Origin of the sequence: Providencia sp. PROV209, assembly GCF_028479485.1 — a bacterium.
GTDB classification, from domain to species: Bacteria; Pseudomonadota; Gammaproteobacteria; order Enterobacterales; family Enterobacteriaceae; genus Providencia; species Providencia alcalifaciens.
Genome location: NZ_JAMPNR010000013.1, coordinates 102,332 through 118,784, shown reverse-complemented (window position 1 = coordinate 118,784; position 16,453 = coordinate 102,332). Strand labels below are relative to the sequence as shown.

The following is a 16,453-nucleotide window of genomic DNA, read 5'->3' as shown; positions in this document are numbered from 1 at the left end:
AGTGCCGTATAAAATTGAATCACACAAGATTGCCTGTTTTCGTCCCAGCTTTAATAAATAAAGTGAGAAAAACCAGATAATAATGAGAATTTGCCACACGAAATTTTTATTACAGGGGTCTGATTATAGACTATACAACTAAGAAAGTCAGCCTTTTGCTGGGATTAATTGCGTGTTTTCATGACATTTATTGCGCGATGACGCAAATTTAGTGATAGACTTGCCTCCATGCAACAAACAAGGGTAGTGCAATGCGTGTTTTAGGTATTGAAACATCTTGCGATGAAACCGGAATCGCAATTTATGATGATGAGCTGGGTCTACTCGCGAACCAGTTATACAGCCAAATTAAAGTACATGCTGATTACGGTGGCGTCGTACCCGAATTAGCATCTCGTGACCATATCCGTAAAACAGTGCCGCTGATTCAAGCTGCGCTAAAAGAAGCCAATTTAACTCGTGAAGATATCGATGCTGTTGCGTATACCGCAGGGCCTGGTTTAGTAGGCGCTCTGATGGTCGGCGCGACGGTGGGTCGTGCGTTAGCGTTTGCATGGAACGTACCGGCAGTCGCAGTGCATCACATGGAAGGGCATTTGCTCGCACCTATGCTGGAAGAGAAAAGTCCAGAGTTCCCATTTGTGGCGCTGTTGGTTTCTGGTGGTCATACCCAGCTAATTAGCGTAACAGGTATTGGCGAATATGAGCTTCTCGGTGAGTCTATCGATGATGCCGCGGGCGAGGCATTCGATAAAACGGCGAAATTGCTTGGTTTAGATTATCCCGGTGGACCTGTTTTATCTCGTATGGCACAGCAAGGGGTTGCTGGACGTTTTGTTTTTCCTCGTCCAATGACCGATCGCCCTGGGTTAGATTTTAGCTTTTCAGGCTTAAAGACATTTGCCGCGAATACGATTCGTGAAAATGATGATGATGACCAAACTCGTGCGGATATTGCTCGCGCGTTTGAGGATGCAGTCGTCGATACATTAGCTATCAAATGTAAACGGGCACTTGAACAAACTGGGTTTAAACGTTTGGTCATGGCGGGCGGCGTGAGCGCTAATCGTGCATTACGAGCTAAAATGGAAGACGTTTTGAAGCAGCGCGGTGGGGAAGTCTTCTATGCACGCCCTGAATTTTGTACCGATAACGGTGCCATGATTGCATTAGCAGGATTGATTCGCCTAAAAGGTGGGGCAAATGCAGGTTTAGGCGTGACGGTTCGTCCTCGCTGGCCTCTTGCAGAACTTCCACCGTTAGAAAAATAACGTCATATTTTGATGCGATAGTAGGGGCTGGCGTATTGCGTCAGCCCCTATTTTTTATGCAAAAGCGTTTTAATGTAAAATAGTGACCGCATCTTCCAAACGAATGGAACGATCTTTTACATGGCTTGCTGTTTCAGTGCTTTGCTCGACTAATAAGCTACTTTGCTGAGTAATCGATTCCAGCTCACTGACCGCTTGCGTGATATCGGAGATCCCAGACGCTTGCTCTGTTGTCGCATGGCTGATGTGTGTGATCAGTTGGGTGACGTTTTGTACTTGACCCACGATCTCTTTCATCGTGTTGCCCGCCGCATAGACTTGATCCTTACCTGAGCTGACTTTCTTCTCACAGTTGTTAATCAATTCGCGAATATCGTTTACTGCGCTGGCACTACGGCTGGCTAAGCTACGAACTTCATTGGCAACAACGGCAAAACCTTTCCCTTGCTCACCTGCTCTTGCAGCTTCAACCGCGGCATTTAATGCCAAAATATTGGTTTGGAATGCAATGTCTTTAATCACATCCGTGATGGAGTTTATCTTACTGGTACTGTGTACGATTTCATCCATCGTCATGACGACGGCATCCATCATCGCACCGCCATTAACGGCTGTTTCACTGGTTTCATTCGATAAAACATCCGCTTTATGGGTGTTGTCTGCGTTCATTTTGACCGAAACCGCCATTTGATTCATGGTGGCGGCGGTTTGTTGCATATAGCCCACGGTGCGTTGTGTATGGGTATCTAATTCACTGCAACCACTAACCAATGACTCACTTCCTTTGCGAACATTATCGACTTGTTCTGAGACATCGTTGATTAGCCAACGACACACTAAGCCTAGCTGGCCTATTGAGCGCAAAATTTGCCCGATTTCATCAACGCGACTCATGTGAGTAATACTATTACGATTGCCCCTTGCTACGCTGAGTGCTTGGGACATGATATTTTCAAGTGGGTTGGCAAAGCTGCGTTCGAGTACCACATTACCCAGCAGTAGGGTGATAAAAGTGAACAAACTGGAAAGAAGCAGCGCATTGCCTGATAAGCCCGATAAACCTGCCATCACCATCCACAATGCGAATAAGCTGGAAGAGATAAGTCGGCAGCGCCAACGGACAGACAGTGTTGATAGCGAGAATCGGCGGCGTTTGGGTAGCACGATCCCCTTATAAATACGGCGATTACTACGATTTTCAACGAGTGATTTGTAAAGCGGCTCGACTGCGGCAATTTCATCGCGTGTGGCTCGTAGCCGAATAGACATATAGCCAGTGATCACGCCTTTTCGTTGCATAGGAATAATATTGGCACGAACCCAGTAATGGTCGCCATTTTTACGGCGGTTTTTAACTATTCCAGTCCATGGTTCACCCATTTTTAAGGTTCGCCACATGTCGGCAAATGCTTCTTTTGGCATGTCAGGGTGGCGAATAATATTGTGAGGCTGTCCCATTAATTCATCGAGATCATACCCACTCACCTGCACAAAGAAATCATTAGCGTGAATAATATTCCCTTGAAGGTCACTTGTGGTCATCAGGGTTATATCTTCATCTAAGATATGTTCATTTTGAGTTACATAAGGAGTTCTGCTCATTTTATATTCACTTTTATAGTTAAGTTTTCCTTTATATAGTCGACAGTTTTTAATTATTCATTAGTAATAAATTTGCAATCTTTTAACTATTTTTTAAAAGTGTGCGCTAAGTTATACGTAGGTGTAAATACGTACAAAAATAAGTGAGATTTTGTGAGTGAGCGAAGTAAAAAATAGGGGAAATTTTTGATAATAGAGTGGGTTTTGGCTGAATGTAAAAGGCGGGCTAGTCACAACAAAAAAGGCTAAAAATTAGCCCTTATTGTTGGTGATTTTTATAGTTCATGTTTAGTGATTATTCATCATGATCGTCACGTTGTTCTTGAGCAATCTCTTTGGCGGTCTTTTGTTTTTTGTTTTTCAGTTTTTGCCAAATCCGGCTCTCTTGCCCACGCCATAAGCGTTGGATATTTGCATGATGACGGACTAACACTAAGCACGAGAGCATGGCTACAGGGAACGTGAATTCTGGCTTAAACCACCAGACATAGAAGGGGGCGAGTAGTGCACTAACAATCGCACCGAGTGACGAGTATCCGCTAAGTAATACGGTGAGCAGCCATGTTCCCGCGACTAACCCAGAGAGATCCCAGCCAATAGCGGCAATAGAACCAAATGCGGTGGCAACGCCTTTTCCGCCTTTAAAGTGGAAGAAAACGGGATAAATATGTCCAAGGCAGGCTGCAATCGCGACCAAGCCAAGATAGAATGGTTGCACATTTAAATAATAAGCAAGCCATACAGGGATCATCCCTTTCAGTACGTCACAGATCAGTACTGAGGCTGCGGCGGCTTTACCACCGACGCGTAAGACGTTAGTTGCACCGGGATTACCTGAGCCGTGTTGACGGGGATCGGGTAATCTTGCCAGACGGCAGATCAAGATAGCACTCGATATTGATCCGCAGAGATAGGCGAAAATTATCATGCCAAGCGCGATTGCACTCATAACTAACTCCAAAAACGGTTTAAGCTATTTATATGTAATTCACTTCAGTCTTGGATAATACGCACATTTTTCCTGAAGTGGTATCAATTCAGCACATAAACGAGAAAATGACGTGATGGATATCGTATTTATTGAACAATTATCAGTCATCACCACCATTGGTGTATATGACTGGGAACAAGATATAGAACAAAAACTTTTGCTCGATATCGAAATGGGATGGGACAATAAACAGGCCGCGATGAGCGATAATGTTGAATTGTGCTTGAATTACGCAGATGTTAGCGAACGCATTGTTAGCTATTTAGAACAGAATAAGTTTGGATTAGTTGAACGAGTTGCTGAAGAGGTTGCTCAACTTCTGCTGAATGAATTTTTCACGCCTTGGGTACGTATCCGAGTATCTAAGCCAGGGGCTGTTGCTCGTGCTGCTAACATGGGCGTACTGATTGAGCGTGGTACAAAAACCAGCTAATGGGGATTGCCTCGTGGATGTTGGCGGTCAGTACCGCCAATATTTTTCATTTTATCTTTGAACCATAACCTGTTGGTTTTTTATCCACTCTTCAACGGCGTGAATCCGCTGTTTTGTGAGTTCCTCTCGAATTTGCGCGCCTTGAAAACCTTGCTCAATAATTGATTTGACAGCAACCGCTTTGGCAACCTCATAGGATTGGCGTAAATATATCCCTTGGGGATAGGCTTGTGTTTCTAATCCACCTCGACCTCTGGCGTCGGCTTCGCTCACCAAGCCGAGCTGTAAAATACGTTCAGGCTTACGCCAGCTATCTAATCCATCGAACATACCAACGAGATCGCACGCATTAAGCTTATTAATTACATGGATCATATCGTGATATTTTGCAGCTAAGCAGGCGAGATCTTTGGTGCTACTCGGAATTTTGTAGCGTTCGCATAAATCGATGATCAAAGGGATCCCTGCTTCACCATGTTGTGGATGGCTTGGCCAAACGGCTTTAGGCGTTAGGCCTTTACCCAGATCGTGGCATAGTGCAGCAAAACGAACGTCAATATCTTTCGATAACGTTGCCACAACGCGCATCACCATCAAAATATGGATGCCAGTATCCACTTCAGGGTGCCACTTTTCAGGGGCTGGAACGCCAAATAAGTTATCAATTTCAGGGAATAGGATGGCAAGAGCCCCACACTCGCGTAAAACCTCGAAATAGATTTGTGGCGAATTGGACATGAGCGCTTTGTGTGTTTCCGTCCAAACTCGCTCAGGCGTAAGATGAGAGAGCTCACCGGATTCAGACATGGATTGCATCAGAAACATCGTTTCAGGAGCAATTCGAAAGCCTTGTGCATAATAGCGAGCGGCAAAGCGTGCTACGCGTAAAACGCGCAGAGGGTCTTCTAAAAACGCATCAGAAACATGGCGAAGAACACGGTTTTTGAGGTCGCGTACGCCATGATGAGGGTCGATTAGTTCTCCAGTGTCGCTCTGAGCAATGGCATTAATGGTCAAATCACGGCGTAGAAGGTCATCTTCGATGGTGACATCGGGCGCGCTATAACAGCTAAATCCAGTATAGCCAGAACCGATTTTTCGTTCAGTTCTGGCAAGGGCATATTCTTCATGGGTTTTGGGATGTAAAAAGACAGGAAAGTCTTTACCAACCTGTTGAAAACCTTTGGCTAGCATCGCCTCTGGCGTAGTACCTACCACCACATAATCTCTATCTGAGATAGGTAATCCCAGTAGTTTGTCGCGTACCGCACCACCGACGAGATAGACTTTCATTTAAATTCTCTTACATCCAGCCATCATTACGTTTTTTACGACGAGGAATAATGTGCGGCAGCAGCAAACCTAGAATTAAGCCCGCACCAGCAACGCCACCACCATACATAAACCACTGTAAAATCAACTCGCGGCGACGGTCATCCAGATTCACTTCAGCAATATCTAATTTCTTACCTGCCTTGATAAGCTCATTTTTCAGTTTTTCATTTTCAGCTTTTAACTGACGTACTTCGCTATCATTATCCGCCACTTTTTGCTGCATGTCTGCGGTGCGGGTATTCCAAGTATTATCAATATTATCTAATTGTTGGCGTAACTTTTGGTTCTCAGCTTCTAGCTGAGGAATACGGCTTTTCATACTCGGGATGTCACTGAGTTGATCTGTAGGTATCCAAACCGTTCTGCCTTTGCCATCTTTAATTTGGGCAAATTTATTATCAACTGAAATCAGTTCAACAGATTCACCTGCATTCAGCGAGCCAACAATACGGTAGTTGGTGCCTGGACCACTACGGACATAAGTCGATAAATCTTCAGAAACGTAGCGTGTTTCAGCGTTTGCTGTGATTGAAAGGCCTAACCCCATGATTGAGACAAATAAAAGTGGAATTTTTCGCATAGTGTTGTGATCTTTTTAGGGTGAATGAGTGTCTTATTAATTAAATATTAATAAGTAAAGCATATTGGTGCAAACGTTAAAGCTTAGAGTTGTGTAAATGTTGAATAAGAATGAGAACCTTCCTAAGTCACTGGATAATTCAATTTTTCAGTGCGTTATCGAAATAACTCTCTAAAAGGGAGGGATTGCATGGAATTTTTGGTTTCTGTGCGGTTTCTTTTCTCTGCTATCAGGGATTGGGGTAATATGGATGCAGTGAAATTATTAAATAAGGAAATGTATGAACCACATAGAAGTTGAACTCAAGTTAGCGGCTCAGAGTTCTGCTATTGATGCTGTTCGCCAGTGTATTTCAACACTTTCACCTCAGCATTTTGCCCCTCGCAAACTGACCAATATCTATTTTGACACGCAGACAAGACAGCTTCGTCAATGGGATATGGGGCTACGGATCCGTGGTTGTGATGGTCATTATGAAATGACGATTAAAACGGCAGGTCAAGTGATCAGTGGGTTACACCAGCGCCCAGAATACAATGTGGAAATCGATTCTCCTGAAATCAACCTCTCTGCATTTCCCGCTGCGATTTGGCCCGAAGGCACCGATTTGGCGCAACTTGAATCAGAGCTAGAAGTTTTGTTTAGCACAAACTTTACTCGTGAAAAGTGGTTAGTGAAGTTTGAAGATAGCGAGATTGAAATTGTATTCGATCAAGGGGAAGTTTCAGCAGGGGCTAAAGATATCCCGATTCAAGAGTTTGAATTGGAACTAAAACAAGGTTTTGTGGCGGATGTGCTTAATTTGGCGAAAAAATTCGCTGATATCGATGGTCTCAGTCTTTCGTCACTGAGCAAAGCTGCCCGTGGGTACTCCTTATTGATGAGTGAACCAGCACCGTTAGTTCGCCCTGAATCCGTGTTTGATTATGAAGAGCAACCTATTGAAAAATCATTGCTGCACATGCAGCAACTGTGCCAGCAGCATGAGCAATATTGGTTATCTGGTGGTGAACATGCTCGTCATGGATTAAGTGAATTCTTGCGCTTTGTTCAGGCATTTTTAGTGCATTATCAAAACTCGGCACCGCATTTTGTGCATGACCTTCCTCTAGAACAATTACGTTTGGATGTGACTGACGAGACGATCAGTGCAGAAGATTTTTGTTACAGTAGCCAATGGCTAAAATGTAAATTAGCCTTTATTCAGTGGTTAACCGCCTTAACATATACCGATGTCGAATAGGTACTGAATCTATGCCGCTTTCTTCCGAACTTTTGCAAGACCAACATCAACGTATTATTCGTCAATTTTCGGAGCTCTCTTCAGCATTGCTCCCATTAAGTGAAGATGAGCTGAATTTTTTAGCGTTCAGTGATTTTGCGTTGAAACAGGTTCTTACCCATTCTCGATTTTTACAACAGATTCGCACTCAACCTCCGATGGGCGATGAATGGAAATATTATGGAGACTGGCTGGAAGAAACGCTAGCAGGCGTAACTGATGAAGATCATTTGATGCAGGTTCTGCGTACTTTTCGTCATCATATGTTAGTGCGCATAGCTTGGATGCAAACGTTGGAAATCTGTTCCCAACGCGAGACGATTGTGCAACTTAGTGAACTGGCTGAAGTTTTGATCGTCTCAGCACGGGATTGGTTATATAAAACCTATTGCCAATTGTGGGGAACACCTTGTGACCGAGCTGGAAATCCCCAGCCATTATTAGTGCTGGGAATGGGAAAACTGGGTGGCAGAGAATTAAACTTTTCGTCTGATATCGACCTGATTTTTGCTTATCCAGAAAACGGTGTGACCCAAGGTGGGCGCAAAGAGCTGGATAATGCGCAATTTTTTACGCGTCTTGGACAAAAACTGATTCGAGTTCTCGACCAAGTGACCATTCATGGTTTTGTCTATCGTGTTGACATGCGCTTACGCCCTTTTGGTGACAGCGGTCCATTGGTTTTTAGTTTCTCAGCCCTAGAAGATTATTATCAAGAACAAGGTCGTGACTGGGAACGCTATGCGATGGTCAAAGCGCGTATTATGGGACCTGACAGCGTTCATTATGCCGATACGCTACGTAAATTATTACGTCCGTTTGTCTATCGCCGCTATATTGATTTCAGTGTGATTCAATCTCTGCGCAACATGAAAAACATGATTGAGCGGGAAGTTCGCCGTCGTGGATTAATCAATAACATCAAGTTAGGTGCTGGTGGTATTCGTGAGATTGAGTTTATTTCCCAAGTTTTCCAGTTGATTCGTGGTGGGAGAGAGCCCGTTTTACAGTCTCAGTCTTTGTTCGCCGCATTACAGGGGATTGAAGAACTTGAACTTTTGCCATCTCAACAAGTAATTCAGCTCCAAAACAGCTATATTTTTCTGCGCCGATTGGAGAATTTATTGCAAAGCATTGATGACCAACAAACCCAGACATTACCCGATGACGCCTTAAATCAGGCGCGTTTAACATGGGGAATGGGATTCACTAGTTGGTCTGAATTTTACCAGCAGCTCAGTGCTATGATGACCTCAGTGCATCAGATATTTGCGGAGCAAATTGGCAGCGATGATGAAGAAGACCGTGCAGAAGAGTGCGATGAAGCCTACATCACGTTGTGGCAAAGTGAGCTTTCTAAAGAAGAACTTGCTAGTTATCTACCGTCAAAAGATGAATTTGTCGCTGAGAAAATGATCCACGGCATTAACCTGTTCAGACACGACCTCAATAAGCGTACCATCGGTCCCCGAGGTCGAGATGTTCTTGATGAATTAATGCCTAAATTACTGGCAAAAGTTGGGGAGCGTGAAGATGCAGGGCGAGTTATCGAGCGCATTACACCATTATTGTTAAGTATTGTTAGCCGGACAACATACTTAGAACTGATGCTCGAATTTGATGAGGTGTTAACCCACGTTATTCGACTATGTGCAGCATCCCCGATGATTGCAGAACAGCTCGCTCGTCATCCACTATTATTAGATGAATTGCTTGATCCGCAATCGCTGTATCAGCCATTACCACTGACCGCTTATCGAGATGAATTACGTCAATATCTTATGCGGGTGCCGGATGATGATGAAGAGCAACAATTAGAAGCCCTCCGCCAATTTAAACAGGCGCAATTATTGCGTATTGCTGCGGAAGATATTTCAGGGGTGCTCCCTGTCATGAAAGTGAGTGATCACTTAACGTATCTGGCTGAGGCGATTATTGATGCTGTGGTACATCAAGCTTGGCAAAAAATGGCGAAGCGTTACGGAGAACCGGCTCATCTGGCTCAGCTTGATGAAAAACAGTACGGATTCGCCGTTTTAGGCTACGGTAAATTAGGTGGATGGGAGCTGGGCTACAGTTCTGATTTAGACTTGGTTTTTCTGTTTGATTGCCCAATGAATGTGGTCACTACAGGGGATCGCTCCATTGACGCACGACAATTTTATTTGCGTGTCGCACAACGCATTATTCATCTTTTCAGTACCCGAACAGCCTCAGGGGTGCTCTATGAAGTGGACGCACGTCTTCGACCTTCCGGTGAGTCAGGGATGTTAGTCAGTACCATTCAATCTTTTGATGATTACCAAAAAAATGATGCGTGGACGTGGGAACATCAAGCGCTGATCCGCGCCCGTATGGTTTTCGGTGATAGTTCATTGCAACAGAAATTTACGCAAATCCGCCATGAAACCTTATGTTTGCCACGAGAGCCCGATGTGCTGCGTGAACAAGTGCGAGATATGCGAGTGAAGATGCATCAGCATTTGGGCAGTCATCAGGAAAATGAGTTTGATTTAAAAGCCGATCCTGGTGGGATCACGGATATTGAATTTATTGCTCAATATTTAGTATTGCGTTTTGCGACAGAGAATCCGGCTTTAACTCGCTGGTCAGATAATGTACGCATCTTTGAATTAATGGCGCAGTACGATTTTATGCCAGACGAAGAGGCTTATGGCTTAACACAAGCGTATGTGACGATGCGTAATGAATTGCACCATCTTGCATTGCAATCTTTACCAAGCCGCGTAGAGAGCCAGCAATTTGCGACTCAGCGAGCGCTGGTGTTAGCCAGTTGGCGAAAATGGCTGGAGTAATTGATTAGGTAGCAAATTATTTAGGCGATATCGTGCAATATGGTAGTATTGGCGGCAATTAATTGTAGATTTTCTTTTCATAACTGGAGTGCGGGATGAAAGTAACCCTTCCTGATTATAAGCAAGCAGGTGTACTTGTTGTTGGTGATGTAATGTTAGATCGCTACTGGCATGGACCGACTAATCGAATCTCACCTGAAGCGCCGGTTCCGGTTGTTAAAGTGACCATGGTTGAAGAGCGTCCTGGTGGTGCAGCTAACGTGGCAATGAACATTGCTTCCCTTGGTGCTAACTCCCGTTTGGTTGGATTAACAGGGATTGATGATGCAGCAAAAGCGCTCACCGAGAATCTCAATGGCGTGAATGTACGCTGTGATTTCGTGGCGATCCCAACTCATCCAACCATTACTAAATTACGCGTTTTATCCCGCAACCAACAGCTTATCCGCCTCGATTTTGAAGAAGGTTTCGAAAATGTGGATGCTCAGCCAATGCTGGAACGCATCGAACAAGCGTTGCCTCACATTGGTGCGTTAGTGTTATCTGACTATGCGAAAGGGGCATTGGCAGAAGTTGAGAAGATGATTGCGTTGGCGAATAAGGCTGGCGTTCCTGTTCTTATCGACCCGAAAGGTCATAATTTTGAGCGTTATCGTGGTGCGACGCTGCTAACGCCAAATATGTCTGAATTTGAAGCGATTGTTGGGCGTTGCAAAGATAATAAAGATGTGGAAGAAAAAGGGATGCAACTTCTTGAATCTCTGGAGCTATCTGCATTATTAATCACGCGTTCAGAGCAAGGAATGAGCTTGATTCGTCGTAATGAGGCTCCATTACATTTACCGACCGAAGCGCAAGAAGTGTTTGATGTTACTGGTGCGGGGGATACGGTGATTGGCGTGTTGGCGGCATCGATTGCATCAGGTCGTCCATTGCATGAAGCCTGTGCGCTAGCGAATGCGGCGGCTGGCGTGGTCGTTGGTAAATTAGGAACGTCAACAGTATCCCCGATTGAATTGGAAAATGCGATCCGTGGTCGCGCAGAAAATGGTTTCGGTGTTATGACCGAAAGCCAACTTAAGCAAGCCGTTGCCGATGCGCGTGCGCGTGGTGAGCGCGTGGTGATGACCAATGGCTGTTTCGATATTCTCCATGCGGGTCATGTTTCATATCTGGCGAATGCCCGTAAACTCGGTGACCGACTAATTGTTGCGGTAAATAGCGATGCATCGACTCGCCGCTTAAAAGGGGAGACTCGTCCAGTTAATCCATTAGACCAACGTATGATTGTGTTGGGTGCATTAGGTGCCGTGGATTGGGTTGTGCCATTCGAGGAAGATACACCGCAGCGTTTGATCTCAGAAATTCTGCCTGACATCTTAGTAAAAGGCGGGGATTATCAACCAGATGAAATTGCCGGAAGCCAGGAAGTTTGGGCTGCGGGTGGACAAGTGATGGTGCTAAATTTCGAAGATGGTATCTCAACCACCAATATCATTAAAAATATTATGAAAACCAAATAATTAAACATTAGTTGGTATCAGTAAAAGCCTAACTTTTTGTCTGCATTTAAATGCGTACAGAAGTTAGGCTTTTTTGTTTGTGACTGAATCAATCTTCTTGTTTTTCTTCAATCACTTTTTCATCTGAGAAACGAGCTTCAAGGGCGCTGACACGCTGCTCCATTTTCATCAGTTTCTCACGAGTGCGCAATAAAACTTGTGTTTGGATATCAAACTCTTCTCGACTGACTAAATCTAATTTACCAAGCTGAGATTGCAACAGTGAACGGAGCTTTTTATCAAAGTCTTCACCTAAGTCACGCACGCCTTTCGGTAATGCACCTTGAATTTGGCGAGCAACTTGTTCAATTTTTTTCGGATCGAGCATTCGCGGGTCCTTCAGTTTCAAAATAAATAATGTGGGGTAGTGTAATACCTGCAGCGTTATGAATAAACCACCTTCTTCTATTATTATAGAAATGTGCTGTTTCATCTTGTTTTTATTGGCGAAAAGTGTGAGTAAGTCTTCAGTTTATCGTTTGTTCGTTGCGCCATTGGATTATTGGAGTTATATTAATTGCGTAATCTCAGGGCGGGGTGAAAGTCCCCACCGGCGGTAACATGCATCGCGCATGAAGCCCGCGAGCGCTTTGTTATTTTTGGCATTATTGTCATGGATAGTAAAGGTCAGCAGATCCAGTGTGAATCTGGAGCCGACGGTTATAGTCCGGATGGGAGAGAATCACTGTATCTGCATGTTTGTATCTTTTAGGTACAACACTGTTCTACATATTGAATAACTAAACGGCTAGTAGGTCGTGGTGTTTATTCATTTCTCGTACTCCTAAGACTGCCCTGGTTCTGGTAACTCAAATATTGTTAATTAAAGAAGGTTTTTACCATGAATCAGACGCTACTTTCCGAATTCGGTAATCCAACCGAGCGTGTTGAAAATGCAATCGAAGCTCTGCGCCAAGGCAAAGGCATTTTAGTTCTCGACGATGAAGATCGTGAGAATGAAGGTGACTTAGTGTTTGCAGCAGAAACCATGACCGCCGAGCAAATGGCAATGACAATTCGCTATAGCAGCGGCATTGTGTGCCTATGCATTACGGAAGAACGCCGTAAGCAGCTTGATATCCCGATGATGGTGGAAAAAAACACCAGCCAAAACCAAACGGGTTTTACGGTCACAATTGAAGCTGCGAAAGGTGTCACAACCGGCGTTTCTGCGGCAGACCGTATCACGACTATCAAAGCGGCGATTGCGGATAATGCAGTGCCTGCGGATATTAACCGCCCTGGTCACGTATTCCCATTACGAGGTCGTGAAGGTGGTGTATTAACACGTCGTGGTCATACAGAAGCCTCGATTGATTTAGCCACATTAGCCGGTTTCAAACCTGCTGGAGTACTGTGTGAGCTGACCAATGATGATGGCACAATGGCGCGTGCGCCAGATGTGGTGAAGTTTGCTCGTGAACACAACATGACAGTTGTCACCATTGAGGACTTAGCTAGCTATCGTCTTCAGTTGGAAAAAAAAGCGAGTTAATTCGCTAAGTTTTTAAAACGCTTTGCCTATAGAGTCATCGGCCACAAAGTTGCACACCTTTGTGGCCTCTTCAAATTTTTTGATGATCATTCTCATAATTCCCCCACTGTGTTTTTTATAAAAAAGGGTATGCTGATACTCATTATCCTTTTTGTGGAATTGAGGTCATCATGTCGACAAATAACCAACACTTAACCCATCGAATGCCCGCGGTATTTATCGGTCATGGTAGCCCGATGAACGCGATTAACCATAATTCGTACACTGAAGCATGGGAAAAACTGGGTAAAACTTTGCCTAGACCGCGTGCGATTTTGGTGATCTCTGCACACTGGTATACCCGTGGAACGGCGATCACGGCGATGGTTAAACCGAAAACGATCCATGATTTTGGTGGTTTCCCTGAAGCTTTATACCAAATAGAGTACCCGGCACCAGGCTCTCCTGAGCTGGCTAAACAGGTGGCTGAATTACTGTCTCCAGAGCCAATTCATCAAGATAAAGAGGAGTGGGGACTTGATCACGGCACATGGGAAATTTTAGTGCGCATGTATCCGCAAGCCGATATTCCCGTCGTGCAACTGAGTATTGATGGCACTAAGCCTGCATCGTGGCACTATGAGCTAGGTAAAAAATTAGCAGTCTTGCGAGAGCAGGGGGTTTTGATTATGGGGAGTGGTAACGTTGTCCATAATTTACGTGCAATGGATTGGCAGAATTCACATGCAGAACCTTACCCTTGGGCAATTTCGTTTGAGCAATTTGTTTATGCAAATCTGCGAAGTCATGAGCAGCCGCACCCGCTGACAACAGGGTTAGAGCGTGAAGATGGTCAGTTATCAAATCCATCACCGGAACATTTTTTACCTATATTACCTATCTTAGGTACATGGGATGGTGAAGAAGTGATTAGCACGCCTGTTGAAGGAATTGTTTCGGCATCATTGAGTATGTTATCAGTACAAATCGGTTAATGAGTCGAATGGCGAAAGAAGAAAGCGGCACGAAATATTTCGTCGCCGCTTTTTGTTTATTTGATGCTGTTTTACCAAGCTAATAGTGAATTAGTCGAGGATGATGTGCGGATAGAAACGGGATAAGTCTTGAGTAATCAATTCCTTATCTTCGCGGATACAGATCCCCGCAGGCTGGTCGTTAACTAACCAGCTTCCCACTAATGTATAGCTGCCTTCAAATTTTGGCAGTGGATGGAACTGCTGAATAATCATTCCTTCTTCACCGTAAGGGCCATCTGCTGACGCAATTTCTTTGCCATTTTCGATGACACGGATATTGGCACCTTCGCGAGAGAATAATGGTTTAATTACATAGCTCTCAAGTTCCGGTTTGTTACCATCGGCAAAATAGGCCGGCAGCAAATTTGGATGATTAGGGAACATTTCCCATAACATTGGCAACAGGGCTTTGTTGGAAACAATACTTTTCCAAGCCGGCTCTAACCAACGAACACCAGCATCTTGCAGTTTGGTGGAGAAAATTTCTCTGAGCATAAATTCCCATGGATACAGTTTGAACAGGTTACTAATGACCTGATCTTGTGTATCGGTGAATTCGCCTTTCTCGCCTAATCCGATTTCATCAATATATAGAAATTCGGTAGCCACACCCGCTTCGTTCGCGCAATCTTGCAAATATTGTACGGTGCCACGATCTTCCTCAGTATCTTGGCAGCATGCCATATGCAATAAACGGAAACCGTATTGATCTTTGAGCTCAGTAAAACGTTCAATGAGCTGCTCTTGGATGCTATTAAATTGGTCAGCATTTTCAGGCAGTTTGCCCGCTTCAATTTGATCTTCGAGCCAAATCCATTGGAAAAAAGCAGATTCATACAGTGATGTTGGTGTATCTGCGTTGTTCTCTAATAGCTTCGGTGGATTGACGCCATCGTAAGCTAAGTCAAGACGGGAATATAATGATGGCTGTTCGCTTTTCCATGAACTGCGTACAAATTCCCAGCAATGCTTAGGAATTTGGAAACGAGCGAGTAATTCATCACTTTCGACGACACGCTCAACAACCTTAAGGCACATTTGGTGAATTTCAGCAGTTGCCTCTTCAATTTCTTCAACTTGGGCTAGCGTGAATTGGTAATAGGCATCTTCAGACCAGTACGGTTCGCCGTACATAGTGTGGAAGTGAAAACCAAACTCATCCGCTTTTTCGCGCCAGTTAGGGCGCTCGACAATAGGAACACGTTTCATTACTTATCAACCACCCATAGAGCGGGAAGAGGTTGAGCCTGATTTCGCAGACGAAGATGAACGCTGTGCTGTTGCTTGTTTATTAACGGTATCACCGAAACCACCACGAGTAATTGTAGAGGTTGTGGCTGGCTTTGGCGCCATAGCCGTTTTTGGTACGCTCATTGAACGACCGCCTGCAACAGCAGGACCGTAGCTTTTACCTGTCGCATCAACAAATTTACCGTTTGCTGGGCTGGCTGGGTTTTTAGAGCTGAAAAGTGGCTGAGATGGTGCACCTCCGCCCATCATACGACCCATCATGTAGCCCATCATTAATGGCATCCACATGCTACCACTGCTTTGTGGCTGAGCGGCTTGCTCGCCTGCAGCTGGGGTGCTTGTACCCGCAATACCTGCTTGAGCTGGTGCTTGAGTACACATCGCTTCACCGAACTCCGCAACGCAATCTTCTTGAGTGGCATATTTTGGTGCTGTTTTTGCAGCTTCGTTCAGTGCGTTATTATACGCAAGAGTACATTGCTCTGCTTGAGAGGGATTGGCTTGGCTACAGTCTTGTGCGTTGGTGTACAGAGAAACTGTTTCATCGCTCTCTTCACATGCAGACAGCATAAATACAGCACTCACTGCCACAGCAACAGGTGCTAAACGGTATGAGCGCCAAGACTTACGGAAGGCGTTCTGATTAATATTTTTGGTGCGCTTCATGGTCATGGTAATTACCTTGAATAAATAATAAGTAAGAGGTTCGAGATATTGCCTCTAGAATAGGGGATATAAGATAAAAATTAAAGTACAAATGCTGCACAAATAATGGGAAATGATGGATTTAGCGATATTGATTCCATTTTTATAGAATGT

General features: G+C 44.5%; 14 protein-coding genes and 1 riboswitch. Of the genes, 7 read left to right on the top strand and 7 right to left on the bottom strand.

All coding sequences use genetic code 11. The features are described from left to right. The first annotated feature begins 251 nt into the window (after positions 1 to 251). Complete coding sequence (gene tsaD / locus PR795_RS10355) at positions 252 to 1,271, top strand: tRNA (adenosine(37)-N6)-threonylcarbamoyltransferase complex transferase subunit TsaD (RefSeq protein ID WP_006659182.1); 1,020 nt, start codon at positions 252 to 254, stop codon at positions 1,269 to 1,271. A gap of 69 nt (positions 1,272 to 1,340) precedes the next feature. Here tsaD and PR795_RS10350 read toward each other — a convergent pair whose 3' ends face one another. Both PR795_RS10350 and plsY read right to left on the bottom strand, forming a co-directional pair. Next, positions 1,341 to 2,873 (bottom strand): methyl-accepting chemotaxis protein, encoded by a 1,533-nt coding sequence (locus PR795_RS10350; RefSeq protein ID WP_006662947.1) that lies wholly within the window; start codon positions 2,871 to 2,873, stop codon positions 1,341 to 1,343. Between the two features lie 295 nt (positions 2,874 to 3,168). Beyond that, positions 3,169 to 3,822 (bottom strand): glycerol-3-phosphate 1-O-acyltransferase PlsY, encoded by a 654-nt coding sequence (gene plsY / locus PR795_RS10345; protein ID WP_006659184.1) that lies wholly within the window; start codon positions 3,820 to 3,822, stop codon positions 3,169 to 3,171. 115 nt (positions 3,823 to 3,937) lie between these two features. On the opposite strand from plsY, the gene folB reads away from it, so the two are divergent. Then, a complete protein-coding gene (gene folB / locus PR795_RS10340; RefSeq protein ID WP_006659185.1) occupies positions 3,938 to 4,297 on the top strand; it encodes a bifunctional dihydroneopterin aldolase/7,8-dihydroneopterin epimerase in 360 nt (119 codons plus the stop codon). Between the two features lie 51 nt (positions 4,298 to 4,348). Here the strand turns inward: folB and PR795_RS10335 are convergent, their stop codons facing one another. Both PR795_RS10335 and PR795_RS10330 read right to left on the bottom strand, forming a co-directional pair. After that, positions 4,349 to 5,590, bottom strand: coding sequence for a multifunctional CCA addition/repair protein (locus PR795_RS10335; RefSeq protein WP_006659186.1), 1,242 nt, complete (start codon positions 5,588 to 5,590; stop codon positions 4,349 to 4,351). Positions 5,591 to 5,600: 10 nt separating this feature from the next. Then, positions 5,601 to 6,212, bottom strand: coding sequence for a TIGR04211 family SH3 domain-containing protein (locus tag PR795_RS10330; RefSeq protein WP_006662948.1), 612 nt, complete (start codon positions 6,210 to 6,212; stop codon positions 5,601 to 5,603). A gap of 280 nt (positions 6,213 to 6,492) precedes the next feature. On the opposite strand from PR795_RS10330, the gene PR795_RS10325 reads away from it, so the two are divergent. From PR795_RS10325 to hldE, 3 genes are all read left to right on the top strand, one after another. Beyond that, entirely contained in the window at positions 6,493 to 7,455 is a 963-nt protein-coding gene (locus PR795_RS10325) for a CYTH domain-containing protein (RefSeq protein WP_181480210.1), read from the top strand. A gap of 11 nt (positions 7,456 to 7,466) precedes the next feature. Continuing rightward, complete coding sequence (gene glnE / locus PR795_RS10320) at positions 7,467 to 10,310, top strand: bifunctional [glutamate--ammonia ligase]-adenylyl-L-tyrosine phosphorylase/[glutamate--ammonia-ligase] adenylyltransferase (protein WP_154636119.1); 2,844 nt, start codon at positions 7,467 to 7,469, stop codon at positions 10,308 to 10,310. Positions 10,311 to 10,405: 95 nt separating this feature from the next. Continuing rightward, positions 10,406 to 11,833 (top strand): bifunctional D-glycero-beta-D-manno-heptose-7-phosphate kinase/D-glycero-beta-D-manno-heptose 1-phosphate adenylyltransferase HldE, encoded by a 1,428-nt coding sequence (gene hldE, locus PR795_RS10315; RefSeq protein WP_181480209.1) that lies wholly within the window; start codon positions 10,406 to 10,408, stop codon positions 11,831 to 11,833. Positions 11,834 to 11,921: 88 nt separating this feature from the next. On the opposite strand, the gene ubiK is transcribed toward hldE, so the two are convergent. Beyond that, entirely contained in the window at positions 11,922 to 12,200 is a 279-nt protein-coding gene (gene ubiK / locus PR795_RS10310; protein WP_006662951.1) for a ubiquinone biosynthesis accessory factor UbiK, read from the bottom strand. Positions 12,201 to 12,391: 191 nt separating this feature from the next. Then, positions 12,392 to 12,559, top strand: a riboswitch (FMN riboswitch). A 154-nt stretch (positions 12,560 to 12,713) separates the two neighbouring features. Here ubiK and ribB point away from each other — a divergent pair. Continuing rightward, on the top strand, positions 12,714 to 13,367 hold the full coding sequence (ribB, locus tag PR795_RS10305; protein WP_006659192.1) for a 3,4-dihydroxy-2-butanone-4-phosphate synthase: 654 nt from the start codon (positions 12,714 to 12,716) through the stop codon (positions 13,365 to 13,367). 170 nt (positions 13,368 to 13,537) lie between these two features. Further along, positions 13,538 to 14,341 (top strand): 4,5-DOPA dioxygenase extradiol, encoded by an 804-nt coding sequence (ygiD, locus tag PR795_RS10300; protein ID WP_039861851.1) that lies wholly within the window; start codon positions 13,538 to 13,540, stop codon positions 14,339 to 14,341. Positions 14,342 to 14,431: 90 nt separating this feature from the next. Here the strand turns inward: ygiD and PR795_RS10295 are convergent, their stop codons facing one another. Both PR795_RS10295 and PR795_RS10290 read right to left on the bottom strand, forming a co-directional pair. Continuing rightward, positions 14,432 to 15,592 (bottom strand): glutathionylspermidine synthase family protein, encoded by a 1,161-nt coding sequence (locus PR795_RS10295; protein ID WP_036962837.1) that lies wholly within the window; start codon positions 15,590 to 15,592, stop codon positions 14,432 to 14,434. 6 nt (positions 15,593 to 15,598) lie between these two features. After that, positions 15,599 to 16,306: a DUF1190 family protein gene (locus tag PR795_RS10290; RefSeq protein ID WP_036962839.1), complete on the bottom strand. Its 708-nt coding sequence runs from the start codon at positions 16,304 to 16,306 to the stop codon at positions 15,599 to 15,601. Between the last annotated feature and the right edge of the window lie 147 nt (positions 16,307 to 16,453).